We start from the raw sequence: 17,074 nt of genomic DNA, 5'->3' as shown, positions 1-17,074 counted from the left end.
CAACCATGAATGCAGGGTAAATATGATACGTTTCCCGATCGGCCTGGCGGCGCTATGCCTCAGCATGGCGGCAATCGCGGCGGAACCTTTCGACGACAAATTCCGCCAGCTCGACGAATTGCTGCCCACCCCGACCACGATCCGCACCGCCTCCGGCGCCCCGGGACACGCGTACTGGCAGCAGCGCGCCGACTATGCGATCCGCGCCACGCTGGACGAAAGCCGGCGCGCCATCAGCGGCACCGAGACGATCACGTATCACAATAATTCGCCCGACACGCTGTCCTACCTGTGGATCCAGCTCGACCAGAACATCTATAAACGCGATTCCGACGCGCGCATGACGGCGACCGTCCCCTCGCGCGACGCCTGGGCCAAGGCGCGCGGGCCGGAAGACGGCTATAAATTCGACGCGCTGCGCTCCGTGCTGGAAAAGAGCACGTTCGACGGCGGTTTTAAAATCGCCGCCGTGAAGGATGCGGGCGGCCGCCCTCTGCACGTCGTCATCAACCGCACGATGATGCGCATCGACCTGCGGCAGCCCCTGAAGCCGGGCGCGAAGGTCGCGTTCTCGATCGACTGGAGCTACAACATCAACGAGCAGAAGGTGCTCGGCGGCCGCTCCGGCTACGAGAAGTTCGACGAAGACAAGAACGACCTGTTCGAGATCGCCCAGTGGTTCCCGCGCATGGCCGCGTACTACGATGTAACGGGCTGGCAGCACAAGCAATTCCTCGGCACCGGCGAATTCACGCTGGAATTCGGCGACTACGACGTGCAGTTGACCGTCCCCGCCGACCACATCGTGGCCGCCACCGGCGAGCTGCAGAACCCGGGCGACGTGTTGACCACCGCCCAGCGCCAGCGCCTGGAGCAGGCGCGCACGGCGACCAGGCCCGTCGTCATCGCCACGCAGGCCGAGGCCGAGGCGCGCGAACAGACCCGCGCCGGCGGCACGAAAACGTGGCGCTTCCGCGCGAAGAACGTGCGCGATTTCGCGTGGGCGTCGAGCCGCAAGTTCATCTGGGACGCGCAGGGCTTCAAGAAGGACGCGACCAATGTGCTCGCGCAGTCGTTCTACCCGAAGGAAGGCAATCCGCTGTGGGAAAAATACTCGACGGCCGCCGTGATCCACACGATCGCCGAGTACAACAAGTATTCCTTCGACTATCCGTATCCCGTCGCGATTTCCGTGAACGGTCCGGTGGGCGGCATGGAATATCCGATGATCTGCTTTAACGGCCCGCGTCCGACGAAGGACAAGACGACGGGCGAGCTCACGTACTCCAGCCGCACCAAGTATGGCCTGATCAGCGTCGTGATCCATGAAGTGGGCCACAACTACTTCCCGATGATCGTCAACTCGGACGAGCGCCAGTGGACGTGGATGGACGAGGGCCTGAACAGCTTCCTGCAATACCTGGCCGAACAGGCGTGGGAAGAGCATTACCCGCAGTCGCGCGGCGAACCGCGCGCCATCGTCGACTACATGAAGAGCACCAACCAGGTGCCGATCATGACGAACTCGGAATCCATCGCCGCCCTCGGCTACAACGCGTACGCGAAACCGACGGCCGCGCTGATCGTCCTGCGCGAGACGGTGCTGGGCCGCGAGCTGTTCGACTTCGCCTTCCGCGAATACGCGCAGCGCTGGAAGTTCAAGCGTCCGACGCCGTCCGATTTCTTCCGCACGATGGAGGATGCGTCGGGCACGGACCTCGACTGGTTCTGGCGCGGCTGGTTCTACACGACCGACCACGTGGACGTGAGCGTCGACGGCATCAGCGAATACACGGTCGGCACGAAGGATCCCGAGATCGAGAAAGCGTGGAAGAAGGCGCAACGCGATGCGGAACCGATCTCGATCACGGACCAGCGCAACAAGGGCACCCTGCCGCGCCGCGTCGACGCGCATCCGGAACTGAAGGACTTCTACAACGAGCATGACGAGTTCACGGTCACGAACCACGACCGCAACAAGTACAACGAGGCGATCGGCGACCTGGAAGACTGGGAGAAGAAACTGCTCAAGGAAGGCAAGCATCTGTACCTCGTCGACTTCAGCAACCTGGGCGGCCTCGTGACGCCTCTCGTGCTGGAGATCACCCTGCAGAGCGGGAAAAAGACCATCGAGCGCATCCCGGCCGAGGTGTGGCGCTACACTCCCACCAAGATCACGAAGCTGATCATCACGGACGAGCCAATGGTCGCGCTGACGCAGGACCCGTACTGGGAGACAGCCGACACGGACACCGGCAACAACAGCTGGCCGCGCAAGGCGATGCCGTCGCGCCTGGAGTTGTACAAGACCGAGCATGACAAGAACAACCTGATGAGAGACTTCAACGAGAAGCTCAAGAAGTAGAGTGGGCACCCCGTGCCCACGCGGATGTCAACAAACCGCATGCATAAGAAGGTATCGAATGAATTTGCGTCGCATCCTCGTCCTGCTGTGCGCGTGCGTATGCCTGCACGCCTCCGCGCACCGCTTCCACGCCGGCATCACCGACATCAGCTACAACGAGCGCACGGGCAGCACGGAAGTCGTGCACACGTACATGGCGCACGACGTGGAGGCGCTGCTGACGGAACTGTACCAGCGCCAGTTCGACCTGTCCGATCCCGAGGACCAGGCCGTGCTGCGCAAGTACGTGGAAAAGCAGTTCTGGCTGGCCGACAGGGACGGCCGCCGCCTGCCGCTGAACTGGGTCGGCGTGACGGTCGACACGGACAGCGTCGTCGTGTTCCAGGAAGCGGTGCGCACGCCTGTGGTGAACGTCGAGACGATCCACGATGCCGTGCTGAGCGACTTCCTGCCCGACCAGCAGAACACCGCGAACCTGACGGCGAGCGGCAGCCTGCGTACGTTCGGCTTCACCAGCAGCCGCACCGAACTCCCCGTCCACTGATGCGCCCGATCGCCCTGCTGCTTGCCGCCGCCTTCGTTCCCGCCTGCGCGTGGGCGGACGATCCCGTCATCCAGCGCGTGCTCGTCGAGGGCGCGCGCACGAGCCAGCTGGGCATCGCGGATGCCGCCAGCGCCGGCACCGTCAACCAGAAGGAACTGGCGATGCGCACCGTGTACCGGCCCGGCGAACTGCTGGAAGCGGCGCCGGGCCTGATCGTCAGCCAGCACAGCGGCGAAGGCAAGGCGAACCAGTTCTTCCTGCGCGGCTTCAACCTCGACCACGGCACGGACCTGGCCACGTACCTGGACGACATGCCCGTCAACCAGCGCAGCCACGCGCACGGCCAGGGCTGGACCGACCTGAACTTCCTGATCCCGGAACTGACGGCGCGCCTCGACTACAAGAAGGGCCCGTACTCGGCCAGTGAAGGCGATTTCGCGTCGGCCGGCAGTGCATCGATCACGTACGCGAACCGCCTCGCGCGCAACGTGGCCACCATCAGCATCGGCCAGGACGGCTACGCGCGCACGGCGCTGGCGGCATCGAAGGAGATCGACGACGGCGTGCTGACGTATGCGCTGGAAGCCCTGCACAACGACGGCCCGTACATGCACCCGGACGATTACCAGAAGCTGAACGGCGTGCTGCGCTACAGCGGCGGCTATGCGAACAACGGCTGGAGCGTGACGGCGATGGCGTACCGGGGCCGGTGGAATGCGACGGACCAGATTCCCGAGCGCGCCGTGGCCGCCGGCCAGCTTGGCCGCTTCGACGCGATCGACGCCACCGACGGCGGCGCAGCGAAGCGCTTCAGCCTGTCGGGCGTATGGCGCCGCACGGGCCAGGATTCGGCGTCGAAGGTCAGCGCTTACGTCATCCGCAACCAGCTCGACCTGTGGTCCGACTTCACGTACTTCATGAACGACCCGGTCAACGGCGACCAGTTCGCCCAGCCGGACCGGCGCGTGACGAGCGGCGTCAATGCCACGCACAGCTGGCACGTGCACCGGGGCGGGACGTCGACGTCGGACATCACCGTCGGCCTGGAAGCGCAGAACGACAACATCTTCAACGGCCTGTATCGCACGGCCGCGCGCAAGACCTTGTCCGTGACGCGCGCGGACCACATCGTCGAGACGAGTCTTGGCGCCTTCATCGAGAACGCCACGCGCTGGAACCCGTGGCTGCGCTCGACGGTGGGCGTGCGCGCGGACGATTACCGCTTCCGCGTGCGCACCGGCGGCGTCGACGGCAGCGACTCGCTGGCCAGCCCGTCCGCCAACGTCGTGTTCGGCCCTTGGCGCCGAGCCGAGTTCTACGTGAACTACGGCGAAGGCTTCCACAGCAACGATGCGCGCGGGACGCTCGCGGCGCCCGGCCTCGTGCGCTCGCGCGGCATGGAGCTGGGCCTGCGCACCGAAGCCATCCCGACGATGCAGACGGCCCTCTCCCTGTACCGCCTGGACTTCGATTCCGAGCTGACGTACGTGGGCGACGAAGGGACGACCGAGGCCGGGCCGCCCAGCCGCCGCATCGGCATCGAGTTCTCGAATTACTATAAACCGTATAAATGGTTGTCGGTCGACTTCGACGCCGCTTACGCGCATGCGCGCTCGCGCGGCGTCGCGCCGGGGCAGGACCGCATCCCGGAGGCGATCGAGGGCGTCGCCCAGCTCGCGCTGACGGTGAGCCAGGTCGGCCCATGGGAAGGCGCGCTGCGCCTGCGGTACTTCGGGCCGCGTCCGCTCGTCGAAGACGACAGCGTGCGCTCGCGCGCCAGCACGACCCTGAACGGCCGCCTCGGCTACCGCATGAGCCGCGACCTGCGGCTGGAACTGGAAGGGTTCAACCTGGCGAACCGGCGCGCGTCCGCGATCGACTACTACTATGCGTCGCAGCTGCGCGGCGAAACGGCGCCGCGCGAGGACGTGCATTTCCACCCGATCGAGGCGCGCTCGTTCCGGCTGACGCTCGTCAGGAACTGGTGATGGCCGGCACGGCCGCGCACAAAAAGTGCTAGGCTACCGGGATGACAACACCGCAACCACCTTATACCGACCCGGCCCGCATCGCCGATGCACTGCGCGGCGACGGCTATGCGCTGCTGCGCCCGGCCGACGTGGCGCAACTGGCCGGATGTTCGCTCGCTGAGCTGAAGGCGCTGGCGCCGAGCTGGAACCGCCTGGAGCTCGACAACTACCTGAAAGACGGCGGGCGCTATCGCCGGCGCCGCCATTCGTGCTTCGTCGACAGCGGCGAGACTCTCACGCAAAGCCCGCACCGCGCGCACTGGCAACCGGTCGAGTACAACGCCCTGCACGGCGGCATGCACCGCCTGTTCGTCCCCATCGAACCGTCCACCGTCGAGCAGCCGGCCTGGCCGAAGCTGCTGCGCGCGCTGGGCGCCGTGTGCTCGCAGGTGAAAGGCCGGCAGACCTGGTACGTCGAGGCGCACCAGTTCCGCATCGACACCGCCGACGGCATCGGCCGCCCCACGCCGGAAGGCGCGCACCGCGACGGCGTCGACTTCGTTGCCGTCATCCTGATCGGGCGCGAGAACATCAAGGGTGGCGAGACGCGCGTGTTCGAGGCGGACGGCCCGAAAGGCCAGCGCTTCACGATGACGGATCCATGGACCCTGCTGCTGCTGGACGACGCTGCCGTCATCCACGAATCGACGCCGATCCAGCCCATCGGCGCCGACGGCCACCGCGACACGCTCGTGCTGACCTGGCGCGCCGGCGCCTTCCAGGGCGACGACGCCGAGACGACCGGCGCCTGAGCCATCCCGCGCGCGCGGCCGTTCGCGCCGCGCTTCCCGACTGAACAAAAGAAAGGCATGCGCCATTGCATGCGCCCACAAATGTTAGCGTCGGACAATTTCTGATAAAAAAAAGCCCGCGACCTTGCGGTGCGGGCTGAATCCAGGTTTTCGGAGAAAAACTGGAGGAGACAGGTGCAACTATAGCCCTAATTATTGTGCACCGCAATACGGTAGAACTACTATATGTAGAGGGCAGCCTCTAGAGTAGAGGCTCAGGCACCAACGATACGGAATCCAGCACGTTTTTGCGGCATTGCGGGAAAGACCTGTTCCAGACGCTGGTCGCCTAACATTAAATGTTCTTCAGATATTTGCGCTAACACCGAACGAAAGTCGGTCGTAACCGGCAAATCGCGCCCCTCGTTCAGTTTCGTGTCGCCGACACCTTCCCAGTCGCCATACACCTTACCGCCGCGCACCTTGCCGCCCATGACCCACATCACATTGCCGTGGCCGTGGTCGGTGCCGCCGTTGCCGTTCTCGCGTGCCGTGCGGCCGAATTCCGACATCACGACGACGACCGTGTCGTCGAACAATGGGCCAAGGCGCTCGGCCAGCACGGCCAGGCCCTGCCCCAGCGGTGCGAGTCGGTTCGCGAGCTGGCCGGTCGCGGCGCCCTGGTTCGCGTGCGTGTCCCAGCCGCCCAGCGCGACGAAGGCCAGCTGGATCTTCGGGTCGTTGCGCATCAGGCCCGCAAGGCGGGCGGCATCGTCGGGGAAACCGTTCGGCAGCGGGGCGCCGCGGTCGGCGGCCTGCATCTCGCGGCTCATTTGGTTCTGTTCCAGGGCATCCATGACTTCGCGGTGGGCATTGCGCCCCTCCGCGTACGCGCGCCCGAAGCGGGGGTGGTTCGCATACAGTTCGTCGAACGCGGCCTTGACGGCCGGCCGGTCGAGCAGGTCCGCGCGCGCGGCGGCCGCGACGTTCGGCAGGTTCACCGCAGCCGCGTGGCCGGACAGGATGCGCGGCAGCACCGGGCCGATGCCCAGCAGCCGGCTGGGCGACTGCGGACCGGGCAGCGCGGCCACGAGACGGTTCATCCAGCCGTCCGGCGTGTTCTTGCGGCCCGGTGTCGCGGATTCCATGTAGTCCTGCGCGTCGAAGTGGGAACGCGTCGCGTCCGGCGAACCGCTGGCGTGCACGAACGCGAGCTTGCGCGCGGCCCATAGCGGCTGCAGGCTGGCCAGCGCGGGATGCAGGCCGAAGTAGCCGTCCAGGTCCAGCGCGCCGCCCTCCATGCCGGGCGCCGCGAGGCCGATCGTGGGCCGCAGCCGCAGGTAGTTCCCGTCGCCGACGGGCGCCACGACGTTCAGGCCGTCGACGGCGCCGCGCAGCATCACGACGATGAGTTTTTTGTTCGTGGGGCCGGCGGCCGGCGCGCTCACGGCCCACGCGCCGCGGCCGGCGGGCAGCAGGAGGCCGGCACCCACCGCGTTGAGAAAATGCCTGCGTCGCATGAGCTCCTCCGATCGAATCAGCGCTGCATGAAATCGGGGCTGCCGAGCAGCATGGCGGCCCGCAGGTTGTCCGGGTTGCGCTGGACGATGCCCAGCGTGCGCGGCGAGATCGATCCGGCCAGCGTCGCCTGCAGCCGGACCGGATCGAGCGGCGCCGGCGGCGCATCGGCCGGCACCGTCGCCAGCGGCAGTTTGCCGCCGGCCAGCGCGCTCGCGAAGGCGATGCGCCGCGTCAGCGCGTCCGGGTTCAGCCACGCGTCCTGCGTGTTCTTGTACCCGTCCGGCGTCTGGCAGCCGTACAACGGCATGCCCAGCTGGCTCATCGTATTCACGAGCGGCCCCACGTTCGCCACCTGCATACCGCTCGCCCGCAGGGCCGATACCACGAACTGGTACGGCGTCTTGAACTTCGCGCCGACGCTCCCCGCGTCCATGAATTCGCGGCTCGCGAACAGCGTCGCCAGCACGGCGCGGATGTCGCCCTGCGACTTCTGCCACGTGGCCGCCATGCGGTCGACGAGGCTTGGTGGCGGCTCGTCGCTGACGAAGTACTGCGCCAGCTCGCGGCTCACGTGGCGCGCGGTGGCGGGGTGCATGGCCAGCACGTCCAGCGCATACTCCCCTTCCTGCTGGCCGGCCGGCGCGATCGCGCGGCCCAGCCACGTCTTGGTGCCGGCATCGTGGCGGCCGGCGTCGAAGCGGAATGTCTCGCCCGTGCGCGCGAGACGCTTCTGGTCGAACGTCCACCCGGTCAGCATGCGCGCCAGCTCCGTCACGTCGCGCTGCGTGTAGCCGCCGTCCGCGCCCAGCGTGTGCAACTCCATCAGTTCGCGCGCATAGTTTTCGTTCAGCCCCCGCGCCTTACCCTTCGCTTCCGGGCGCGGCGCCGACGACACGACGTTATCGAGGTAGAACAGCATCGCCGGATGCTTCGCCGTCGCGCCCAGCAGCGCGCGGAAGGAGCCGAGCGCGTGCGGGCGGATCGCGTCGCGTTCGTAGCTCGTCACCAGTGCGCGGTCGATTCCTTTGCCCGCGAAGACGTTGAAATGGTTGTACCAGAAGTCGACCATGACTTCTTCCAGCTGGCGCGGGCTCTCGACGGCGCGCAGCAGCCGGGCTTCCGCGGCCTGGCGCGCCACGCGCATCTCGGCCTCGCGCCGGCGCTGTTTCGCGCCCTCGTCGTCCATCCGCACGGCGCGCCGCAGTCCCAGGAACTCGGCCAGCGATTCGCCGGCGCTGCGGTTCACGGTGTCCAGTGCGGCCAGGCGTGCGTTCAGGTCGGCCGGCAGCGGGATCGTCTCCGGGTGCAGCTGCTGGTCGATCCAGCGCTGCACGCCCATCTGCGCCACGCGCCCGACGTCGCCGGGACGCGGGCCGTACGCCAGGCGGTTGAGCACATGCAGCGCCTGCGCATCGGGGCCAGATGCGCCATCAGCGGCCGATGCAGCACCCGTCGCCATCAAGGCGGCCAGCAGGACAAGCGATGCGCGTCGGATCATGTTGAGCTCCATGTTGGCCGCCATTTAACCGCGAATGGATGAGCGGGAATATCGACGCGACGTTTCAGTGGTAAGGATTTGTAACGGAACATGACAGCCGGGACCGTACGGAACAGGCGTCCTCGAGTGTGCTTTGTTACACTGTCGCAGTTTGACTTCTGGTTCCACCATGTCCTGGATCGTCTTGAAATACCTGATCAGCGCCGCCGTCGTCGTCCTGGTGTCGGAAGCTGCCGCGCGCTCCGACCGCCTCGGCGGCCTGGTCGCGTCCCTGCCGCTCGTGACCGTGCTGACGCTGATCTGGCTGCACGTCGAACGCCAGCCCCAGGAAAAGATCGCCAACCACGCCTGGTACACGCTGTGGTACGTGATCCCGACCCTCCCCATGTTCGCCGCCTTCCCGTGGCTGCTGGCGCGCCTCGGCTTCTGGCCGGCGCTGGGCGCGGGGATCGCGATCACGGTGGCCAGCATACTCCTGTTCGCCCTTCTGCTGAAACGCTTCGGCATCCATCTACTTTGAACGCCATGACTCCCGCCCAACTCCGCCGCATGTCCCGGCCCGCCCTCGCCGTCTCCATCGCCGCTATCCTGGCCAGCACCGTGGGCGTGCTCGTCTCCAGCAATGCCGCCGACGACAAGAAGGCGGCGGCCCCGCGCCCCGCGCTGACCGTCACGACGGCGAAGCCGGAGCAATCGCGCCTGCCGCTCAGCTTTGCCGCCAACGGCAACGTCGCCGCGTGGCAGGAAGCCGTGATCGGCAGCGAGTCGAACGGTCTGCGCCTGCAGGAGGTGAAGGTCAACGTGGGCGACGTCGTCAAGAAGGGCGAGGTGCTCGCCGTGTTCGATGCGGCGCCGGTCGAGGCGGACGTCGCGCAGGCGAAAGCCGCCGTCCAGGAAGCGGAGGCGAATGCGTCCGCCGCCCGCGCCGATGCGAAGCGGGCGCGCGCCCTGCAAAGCTCGGGCGCGCTCAGCGAACAGCAGATCACGCAATACATGACGGCCGAGCGCACGGCCGCCGCGCGCGTGGCGTCCGCGAAGGCGACGCTGGCACAACAACAGCTGCGCCTGAAGTACACGAAGATCGTCGCGCCGGATGCCGGCGTGATCTCCGCGCGCAACGCCACCGTGGGCGCCGTCGCCGGCGTGGGCGCGGAGATGTTCCGCATGATCCGCCAGGGCCGCCTGGAATGGCGCGCCGAGGTGACGGCCGCCGAGCTCCCGCGCATCAAGCCGGGCCAGAAGGCCGTCGTGCAGGCCGCCGGCGGCACCAGGGTGCAGGGCCGGGTGCGCACGGTCGCGCCGACCGTCGATGCGCAGAGCCGCGTCGCCCTCGTCTACGTCGACCTGCCGCCGGCGCTGTCGGCCAATGCGCCGCTGAAGGCCGGCATGTTCGCCAGCGGCCAGTTCGCGCTGGGGGAGTCGGCCGCGCTGACGGTGCCGCAGCAGGCCGTCGCCGTGCGCGACGGCTTCGCGTACGTATTCCGCCTGAATGCGGACGGCCGCGTGAGCCAGTTGAAAGTCACGACGGGCCGCCGGCTCGACGACCGCGTCGAAGTGACGGACGGCCTGCCCGCGGACGCGCTGGTCGTCACGAGCGGCGCCGGCTTCCTCAACGATGGCGATCTGGTACGCAACGCGCCGGCGTCCGCGCCGGCGGCGCTGGCGGCGCGTTGAGGGCACGGTCATGAATTTTTCCGCGCTCTCGATCCGCAACCCGATCCCGGCGATCATGCTGTTCGCCCTCCTCACCTTCGCCGGCATCCTGGCGTTCAAGGCGAACAAGGTGCAGGACTTCCCGGACATCGAACTGCCCATCGTCACCGTCGTCGCGACGCTCGACGGCGCCGCGCCGGCGCAGCTGGAGACGGAGGTGGCACGCAAGATCGAGGACTCGGTCGCGACCCTCCAGGGCGTCAAGAACATCTATGCGCGCGTGCTGGACGGCGTGGCCACGATCACCGTCGAGTTCATCCTCGAGAAAGACCTGTCGGACGCCGTCAACGACGTGCGCGACGCCGTCTCGCGCGTGCGCGCCGACCTGCCCGCGGAGATGCGCGACCCGAGCGTGACGAAGACGACGACCGCGGGCCGCGTCGTGCTCACGTTCACGGCGCAGGCGGCCGACGCGCACGGCAAGCCGGCGCTCGACGCGCCCGACCTGAGCTGGTTCGTCGACAACACGGTGTCCAAACGCCTGCTCAGCGTGCCGGGCGTCGGCGCGGTCAAGCGCGTGGGCGGCGTCTACCGCGAAGTGCGCGTGGAGCTCGACGACCAGAAGATGGCCGCGCTGCGCGTGTCGGCACTGGACGTCTCGCGCCTGCTGCGCAACGTGCAGCGCGAGGAACCGGGCGGCCGCGGCGACGTGAGCGGCGCCGAGCAATCCGTGCGCACGCTGGCGACCGTGCAGACGGCGCAGGAACTGGCGCGCATGGAGATCCCGCTGCCGGACGGCCGCCACGTGCGCCTGAACGAGATCGCGACGGTGTCCGACACGGTCGCCGAGCCGCGCGCCATCGCGGAGCAGGACGGCAAACCGGTCGTCGCCTTCGAAATCTTCCGCACGCGCGGCGCTGGCGAGATGGACGTCGCGAACGGCGTGCGCAAGGCCGTCGCCGAGCTGCAGCAAAAGCACGGCAACGTCGTGCTGCGCGAAACGATCGACAACGCGGCGCCCGTCGAGGACAACTTCGACGCGTCGATGGAAATGCTGTACGAGGGCGCCGTGCTCGCGGTGCTGGTCGTGTGGTGGTTCCTGCGCGACTGGCGCGCGACGCTCGTCGCGGCGGCCGCGCTGCCGCTGTCCGTGATCCCCGCGTTCCTCGGCCAATACCTGTTCGGCTACACGCTGAACATGGTCACGCTGCTGTCGCTGGCGCTCGTCGTCGGCGTGCTCGTGGACGATGCGATCGTCGAGATCGAGAACATCTCGCGCCACCTGCGCATGGGGAAAACGCCGATGCAGGCCGCGCTGGAAGCGGCCGACGAAATCGGCATGGCCGTGATCGCAACGACGTTCTCGCTCGTCGCCGTGTTCCTGCCGACCGCGTTCATGAGCGGCATCCCCGGCAAATTCTTCAAGCAGTTCGGCTGGACGGCCGTGCTGGCGATCCTCGCGTCGTTGCTCGTCGCGCGCCTGCTGACGCCGATGATGGCCGCGTATCTCCTGAAACCGCTGCCGCACGCGGAGGAGCGCGACGGCGCGATCATGCGCCGCTACATGCGCACGATGCAGTGGTGCCTGCGCCACCGCGGCCTGACGATGATCGCGGCCGCGCTGTTCTTCGTCGGCTCGATCTCGCTCGTGCCGCTGCTGCCGACCGGCTTCGTACCGCCCGCCGACCGCTCGCAAACGCAGATCAACGTCGAGCTGCCGCCCGGGTCCACCCTGGCGGAGACGCGCGCCGTCGCGGAACGGGTGCGCCAAGTGGCGATGGGCACGCCGAACGTCAAGGGCGTGTTCAGCTCGATCGGCGGCGGTTCCAGCGGCGACGCGTTCGCGCCCGGCGCGGCGGCCGAAGCGCGGCGCGCCGTGCTGACGGTGACCACCGTCGCGCGCGCGGACCGCAAGGAAAAACTGTCGGCCGTCGAATCGGCGCTGCGCGCGCGCCTGGCCGACGTCCCCGGCGCCCGCTTCACGGTCGGCCCGCCCGACACGGGCGTCAAGATGCAGCTCGTGCTGCGCAGCGAGGATCCGGTTGCGCTGACGGCCGCCGCCCGCCGCGCCGAGCGCGAACTGCGCACGCTGCCTGGCGTCGGCAACGTCAGTTCCAGCGCGTCGCTCGTGCGCCCGGAAATCATCGTGCGCCCCGATTTTGCGCGCGCCGCGGACCTGGGCGTGACGGCGGCGAGCATCGGCGAGACCGTGCGCGTGGCCACCGCCGGCGACTACGACCAGGTACTGTCGAAGATGAACGTGTCGGAGCGCCAGGTGCCGATCCGCGTAAAACTGCCGGACACCGTGCGCGCGGACCTGGATGCCATCGGCCGCCTGACGGTGCCCGGCAAGAACGGCCCGGTGCTGCTGGCGAACGTGGCGACCATCACGATGGAAAGCGGCCCGGCGCAGATCGACCGCCTGAACCGCAGCCGCAACGTGACGCTGGAAGTGGAGCTCAACGGCCGCTCGCTGGGCGAGGTGAACGCGGAAGCGCGCGCCCTGCCCGCGCTGAAGGAGTTGCCGCCGAACGTGTCGATCGCGGAACTGGGCGACGCGCAGGAGATGCAGAACCTGTTCGCCAGCTTCGGCCTCGCGATGCTGATCGGCGTGCTGTGCATCTACGGCGTGCTGGTGCTGCTGTTCACGGACTTCCTGCAGCCGGTGACGATTCTTGCGGCGCTGCCGCTGTCGATCGGCGGCGCGTTCGTCGCGCTGCTGCTCACGCGTAACGCGCTGTCGATGCCGACGATGATCGGCCTGATCATGCTGATGGGGATCGTGACGAAGAACTCGATCCTGCTCGTCGACTACGCGATCCTCGCGCGCAAGGCCGGCATGAACCGCTTCGACGCGCTCGTCGACGCCTGCCACAAGCGAAGCCGCCCGATCGTCATGACGACGATCGCGATGGGCGCCGGCATGCTGCCGCTGGCGCTGGGCCTGTCGGGCGACCCGAGCTTCCGCTCGCCGATGGCGGTCGCGGTGATCGGCGGCCTGATCACGTCGACCTTGCTGAGCCTGCTGGTCGTGCCGGCCGTGTTCACCTACGTCGACGACATCGAGCACTGGTTCGGACGCCTGGCGCAGCGGCTGCGGCGGCATCCGCATCCGCCGGTGCCGAGCCGGGAAACCGTGGTGAAGTAAAAGAAAAAGCCGGCGCGTTGCCGGCTTTTTCACAGGCGCGCAGGCGCGCAGGCGCGCAGGCGCGATCAGTAATCGCGGTTGCGGCCACCCAGCAGCTTGGCCAGCACGAAGCCGGCGGCTGCGGCGATGGCGATGGCGGTGCCCGGTTTCTGGCGCACGTACTCGAAGCTGGCTTCCTTCCACTGGCCATAGGCGTCGGTCAGCTGTTGCTGGCGCTGGCCCAGGTTCAGCGAGGCGCCGCTCAGCACGCCCTGCAGCTTGTCGACGCCGGCGTGGGCGCTGGAGGCCAGGCGGTCGACGACCGGCTGCACGCTGTTGACGGCCTTGTCGACCATCGGCTTGGCGGCGTCGGCGGCCTTGTCGATCGAATCGTGCAGGCCTTGCGCGCGGGCATTCACTTGCGCACCCAGGTCCTTCGAATCGCCACCCATGCCCGAGCCGGTGGCGGCGCCGGCGCTCTGGCTGTTCTGGCTGCCGCTGCTGCTCGAACCCAGCGAGCTGCCGCCGATGCTCGAGTTCGTGCCGCTGGCGCTGGAGCCAGAGGCGCTCATCGAACCCATGGAACCCGGACCCGACGACGATGCGCTGCCGGCATTGCTGGTGCCGCCCACGGCGCCGGTGCTGGACGCGGTGGCGCCGCCGGTGCTGCTGCCGGTTGTCGAGCTCTGCTGGTCCTTGCCCTGGCTCTGCTGGCTGCTCTTGTTCAGGCTGCCCGAACCGGCCGCGCTGCCCATATTGCCCGAGCCGCTGGCGTTCGGCAGGTTGCTGTCCTTGCCCTGGTTGCCCGAACCCAGGTTGCTGCCTTTTGCTTCGCTCGACTTCTGATTATCCATGATGAATTCCTCTTGTAAGATTTTGACCAATGCGGAGATAACCGATCTTCTTGACCGTGCATCCGTTCAAAAGTTCGACCGATAGGCGGTCCTTCACGTCGCGCCCAAGCGCGATGTCGGAGCGACACCGACGCAATGCGGTGTCTCAATAAAAAAAATATAACTTTTAGTCGATCCGGACTGTGCGCTATATAACAAAGCGCAGGACGGAAGAGAGCGCGACGCTCAGGGCGCGGACACGCGGGCGTGCGCGACGAGGTCGCGCGCACCGGCAAAGACTTGCGGATAGTCACCGGCGCATTGCGCGCGCTCGGCGGCGATGCGCTGGCGGTTGGCGGCCAGCGTGTCCGCGCCGAGGCGGAAGCCGAACGCCGTTTCGCCGCCGAGGATGCGCTGCAGGATGCGCTCGCCCAGCGTCGACTTGAAGTGGCCGGCTTCCCAGTACCAGCGCGTCGCCGTATGCGTGTCGCCGGGGGCCGGGATGCGTTCGCAGCGCATGCCGCCATAGCCGCTGAAGTCCCACACGTTGATGCGGGCATTCGGATAGCGGGCGCGCACGGCGTCCGCCTCGCGCACCAGCAGCTGCTTCCAGTCGTCCATGGTGGATTGCAGGCCGGCTTCCTCGAACATGGCCATCAACTGCGCGTGGTACGGGTAGATCACCAGGTGTACCTCGGTGCGGTCGCGCGCCATCGTGTCCAGCAGCGTGCGCAGGCGATCGATGCTTTCCGAACGGTTCGTGCCGGCAACGAACAGGTTGTGCGGCTTGCGCACGAGGTTCTTCGCGTTGTCCCCGGCCTTTTGCTGGAAGATCGCGTAATAGCCCTCCTGGCGCGCGAACTGGTGGTAATTGCGCAGCGGGGTCTGGCCGCGCCCCGTCATGGTCTCCGGATCGGCCGCCTTCTGCAGGCGCACGGTACGCAGCGCGTCGGACACGGACTTGATCGAGAACAGCGTATCGAACCGCCATTGCCACGGCAACGGTCCGCTGGACGCAGGCGGCGCCGGGGCTTCGTCCGGCTTGACGAGGAAATCCAGGAACTCGACGCCGATCACGGCCATCGCGGCCGGCGCCGCGCTCTCGCGCAGCTGCACGTACATGCGCTCGGAGGTGGTCAGGCTCGTGCCCGAGAGCCCCATGTTGTACGCCGTGCGGCCATGCGCGCTCACCTGCGGGCTGTCCGGATCGAGGCCGACTTCGACGCGCGAATTTCCCAGCAGGATCAGGTCGGGCCGCACGGCCGTGGCCTGGGCCAGCTTGATCTGCTCGCGGTACTGTTCCGGCAACGGCTTCACGTGGTTCAGTGCCGGGCTGTCGACGAACCCGTACAGGTGGTAGGGGTCGATGACGGCCACGAAGCCCGTCACCAGCAGCACGCCGGCACCGACGACCGTCGCGCACCATGCGGTGAAGCGTTTGTAGGACACTGGGGCTTGCGCCGCGGCGGTCGCCGGCGCTCCCACCAGGACCGGGGCCTCGTCGTCGTAGCGTTGGATCTGTTCCATTGGGCTCCCCCGGACTTAGAACTGGAAATACAGGAATTCGGCGGGACGGCTGAGCGACAGCAGGCTGCCGAGCAGGATCGCCCCGATATACAAGCTCCAGCGCCGCGACGGCTGCCAGAGCTGCCAGCGGGCGGCCAGGCGCGGCCCGGCCATCGTGCCGAGCGCCGCTTCGTAGCGGCCCATGATCTGCTGGGTATTGGGCAGGCAGAACGCGATGAAGCCGCCGATGACGACCCATTGCCACGTCTCGATGAAGCGCGACCCGCCGCCCAGGTAGAACGTCACGCCCCATTGCTCGAGCAGCGCCTTCAGCGGTCCGAGCTGCAGGCCGATCGACGCCGGCAGGCCGATGCCGTCGAGGCCGGCCATGCCGTGCAGGATCGTCATCGCCTTGTCGAAGCTGGTGGCGCGGAAGAACACCCACGCCACGCACACGGCCGCGAACGTCAGCGCCCAGCTGAACACGGCCCAGGCGCGGCCGCGCGGCAGGCGCAGCCTGTCGGCCACCGCATTCCAGCCGTGGTTGATCACGAGATAGATGCCGTGCAGCGCGCCCCAGATGACGAAGTTCATGCCCGCGCCATGCCACAGGCCGCCCAGCAGCATCGTCGTCATCAGGTTGACGTAGCGGCGCACGGGTCCCTTGCGGTTGCCGCCCAGCGGCACGTACAGGTAGTCGCGCAGGAAGCGCGACAGGGTCATGTGCCAACGGCGCCAGAAATCGACGATGTTGGCGTACTTGTAATAGGCGAGCAGGCCCAGGTCGGTGGCCACGGCCGCCGGCCGCCACCGCCTTCGCGCCGGACCGGCCGCGTGCCCGATGCGCTGCCCGATCCAGTAGTTGAAGACGATGGAGCCCAGCAGCAGCGGAATGTAGTAATAGCTCCACCAGCCATAAAACGTCAGCGACGCGAGCGCCAGCCAAGCGGCGGCCTGGACGTGAATCCTGCGTGCCAGCAGGAAGTAGCCGATCGCGGTGCCGGGCAGGAACAGGAGCAGGAACGTGAAGGAATTAAAGAGCATCGCGACCGGTCGGGTAGGAAAAACGGCTGGGGCGGCGTCAGGCCGGACGGTCTCATCTTGGCCATCCCGGCAATATAGCATCGTTTCCTTGTCATCAATACAGGATGAGGCAGGCTGACAACAAGCAAAACGGCGCGACCAAGGCAGAAAGACATGCTTGCAATAACACAAAGCAGCAAACCTATCTCGCCAATCGATTGCGCCGTCCCAACCGTCGACACG

General features: G+C 67.5%; 12 protein-coding genes. 7 read left to right on the top strand and 5 right to left on the bottom strand.

Annotation, left to right across the window (positions count from 1 at the left end; all coding sequences use genetic code 11):
- The first annotated feature begins 22 nt into the window (after positions 1 to 22).
- From ACL58G_RS09695 to ACL58G_RS09680, 4 genes are read left to right on the top strand one after another with little or no spacing between them, the layout of a single operon-like run.
- Complete coding sequence (locus ACL58G_RS09695; protein ID WP_413382781.1) at positions 23 to 2,365, top strand: M1 family metallopeptidase; 2,343 nt, start codon at positions 23 to 25, stop codon at positions 2,363 to 2,365.
- Between the two features lie 58 nt (positions 2,366 to 2,423).
- Positions 2,424 to 2,909, top strand: a complete 486-nt coding sequence (locus ACL58G_RS09690; RefSeq protein WP_413382778.1) for a DUF6702 family protein — start codon at positions 2,424 to 2,426, stop codon at positions 2,907 to 2,909.
- Positions 2,909 to 4,897, top strand: coding sequence for a TonB-dependent receptor (locus ACL58G_RS09685; RefSeq protein ID WP_440966540.1), 1,989 nt, complete (start codon positions 2,909 to 2,911; stop codon positions 4,895 to 4,897). The genes ACL58G_RS09690 and ACL58G_RS09685 overlap by 1 nt, the downstream gene beginning before the upstream one ends.
- A gap of 41 nt (positions 4,898 to 4,938) precedes the next feature.
- Positions 4,939 to 5,691 carry a 2OG-Fe dioxygenase family protein gene (locus ACL58G_RS09680; protein WP_440966539.1) on the top strand — a complete coding sequence of 251 codons (753 nt, stop codon included), beginning with the start codon at positions 4,939 to 4,941 and terminating at the stop codon, positions 5,689 to 5,691.
- Between the two features lie 254 nt (positions 5,692 to 5,945).
- Here the strand turns inward: ACL58G_RS09680 and ACL58G_RS09675 are convergent, their stop codons facing one another.
- Positions 5,946 to 7,190 (bottom strand): DUF1501 domain-containing protein, encoded by a 1,245-nt coding sequence (locus ACL58G_RS09675; protein ID WP_440966537.1) that lies wholly within the window; start codon positions 7,188 to 7,190, stop codon positions 5,946 to 5,948.
- A 17-nt stretch (positions 7,191 to 7,207) separates the two neighbouring features.
- Positions 7,208 to 8,689 carry a DUF1800 domain-containing protein gene (locus tag ACL58G_RS09670; protein ID WP_440966535.1) on the bottom strand — a complete coding sequence of 494 codons (1,482 nt, stop codon included), beginning with the start codon at positions 8,687 to 8,689 and terminating at the stop codon, positions 7,208 to 7,210.
- 169 nt (positions 8,690 to 8,858) lie between these two features.
- Here ACL58G_RS09670 and ACL58G_RS09665 point away from each other — a divergent pair, with 169 nt between their 5' ends.
- The 3 genes from ACL58G_RS09665 to ACL58G_RS09655 are packed head-to-tail and all read left to right on the top strand — an operon-like array spanning position 8,859 to position 13,490.
- The gene (locus tag ACL58G_RS09665; protein WP_413382763.1) at positions 8,859 to 9,209 is read left to right on the top strand and encodes a DUF3147 family protein; all 351 of its coding nucleotides are present in this window, start codon (positions 8,859 to 8,861) and stop codon (positions 9,207 to 9,209) included.
- 5 nt (positions 9,210 to 9,214) lie between these two features.
- Positions 9,215 to 10,363: an efflux RND transporter periplasmic adaptor subunit gene (locus tag ACL58G_RS09660; protein WP_440966532.1), complete on the top strand. Its 1,149-nt coding sequence runs from the start codon at positions 9,215 to 9,217 to the stop codon at positions 10,361 to 10,363.
- A 10-nt stretch (positions 10,364 to 10,373) separates the two neighbouring features.
- Positions 10,374 to 13,490, top strand: a complete 3,117-nt coding sequence (locus ACL58G_RS09655) for an efflux RND transporter permease subunit (RefSeq protein ID WP_413382757.1) — start codon at positions 10,374 to 10,376, stop codon at positions 13,488 to 13,490.
- Between the two features lie 65 nt (positions 13,491 to 13,555).
- Here ACL58G_RS09655 and ACL58G_RS09650 read toward each other — a convergent pair whose 3' ends face one another.
- The 3 genes from ACL58G_RS09650 to ACL58G_RS09640 all read right to left on the bottom strand — a co-directional run bounded on the left by ACL58G_RS09650 (position 13,556) and on the right by ACL58G_RS09640 (position 16,852).
- Complete coding sequence (locus ACL58G_RS09650) at positions 13,556 to 14,323, bottom strand: hypothetical protein (protein ID WP_440966530.1); 768 nt, start codon at positions 14,321 to 14,323, stop codon at positions 13,556 to 13,558.
- Positions 14,324 to 14,548: 225 nt separating this feature from the next.
- Positions 14,549 to 15,829 (bottom strand): hypothetical protein, encoded by a 1,281-nt coding sequence (locus ACL58G_RS09645; RefSeq protein ID WP_440966529.1) that lies wholly within the window; start codon positions 15,827 to 15,829, stop codon positions 14,549 to 14,551.
- Between the two features lie 15 nt (positions 15,830 to 15,844).
- A complete protein-coding gene (locus ACL58G_RS09640; RefSeq protein ID WP_413382745.1) occupies positions 15,845 to 16,852 on the bottom strand; it encodes an MBOAT family O-acyltransferase in 1,008 nt (335 codons plus the stop codon).
- Between the last annotated feature and the right edge of the window lie 222 nt (positions 16,853 to 17,074).

The organism is Massilia sp. GER05 (genome assembly GCF_052056005.1).
GTDB classification, from domain to species: domain Bacteria; phylum Pseudomonadota; class Gammaproteobacteria; order Burkholderiales; family Burkholderiaceae_D; genus Telluria; species Telluria orientalis.
The sequence above is the reverse complement of the archived record's forward strand: the minus strand, read 5'-3'. Positions and strand labels throughout refer to the sequence as shown.

What these genes read in the sequence shown, in the direction of transcription:
- ACL58G_RS09680 (WP_440966539.1), top strand. Translation starts at nt 4,939, where the DNA reads ATGACAACACCGCAACCACCTTATACCGACCCGGCCCGCATCGCCGAT.
- ACL58G_RS09655 (WP_413382757.1), top strand. Translation starts at nt 10,374, where the DNA reads ATGAATTTTTCCGCGCTCTCGATCCGCAACCCGATCCCGGCGATCATG.
- ACL58G_RS09645 (WP_440966529.1), bottom strand. Translation starts at nt 15,829, where the DNA reads ATGGAACAGATCCAACGCTACGACGACGAGGCCCCGGTCCTGGTGGGA.
- ACL58G_RS09650 (WP_440966530.1), bottom strand. Translation starts at nt 14,323, where the DNA reads ATGGATAATCAGAAGTCGAGCGAAGCAAAAGGCAGCAACCTGGGTTCG.
- ACL58G_RS09695 (WP_413382781.1), top strand. Translation starts at nt 23, where the DNA reads ATGATACGTTTCCCGATCGGCCTGGCGGCGCTATGCCTCAGCATGGCG.
- ACL58G_RS09670 (WP_440966535.1), bottom strand. Translation starts at nt 8,689, where the DNA reads ATGATCCGACGCGCATCGCTTGTCCTGCTGGCCGCCTTGATGGCGACG.
- ACL58G_RS09690 (WP_413382778.1), top strand. Translation starts at nt 2,424, where the DNA reads ATGAATTTGCGTCGCATCCTCGTCCTGCTGTGCGCGTGCGTATGCCTG.
- ACL58G_RS09640 (WP_413382745.1), bottom strand. Translation starts at nt 16,852, where the DNA reads ATGCTCTTTAATTCCTTCACGTTCCTGCTCCTGTTCCTGCCCGGCACC.
- ACL58G_RS09660 (WP_440966532.1), top strand. Translation starts at nt 9,215, where the DNA reads ATGACTCCCGCCCAACTCCGCCGCATGTCCCGGCCCGCCCTCGCCGTC.
- ACL58G_RS09665 (WP_413382763.1), top strand. Translation starts at nt 8,859, where the DNA reads ATGTCCTGGATCGTCTTGAAATACCTGATCAGCGCCGCCGTCGTCGTC.
- ACL58G_RS09685 (WP_440966540.1), top strand. Translation starts at nt 2,909, where the DNA reads ATGCGCCCGATCGCCCTGCTGCTTGCCGCCGCCTTCGTTCCCGCCTGC.
- ACL58G_RS09675 (WP_440966537.1), bottom strand. Translation starts at nt 7,190, where the DNA reads ATGCGACGCAGGCATTTTCTCAACGCGGTGGGTGCCGGCCTCCTGCTG.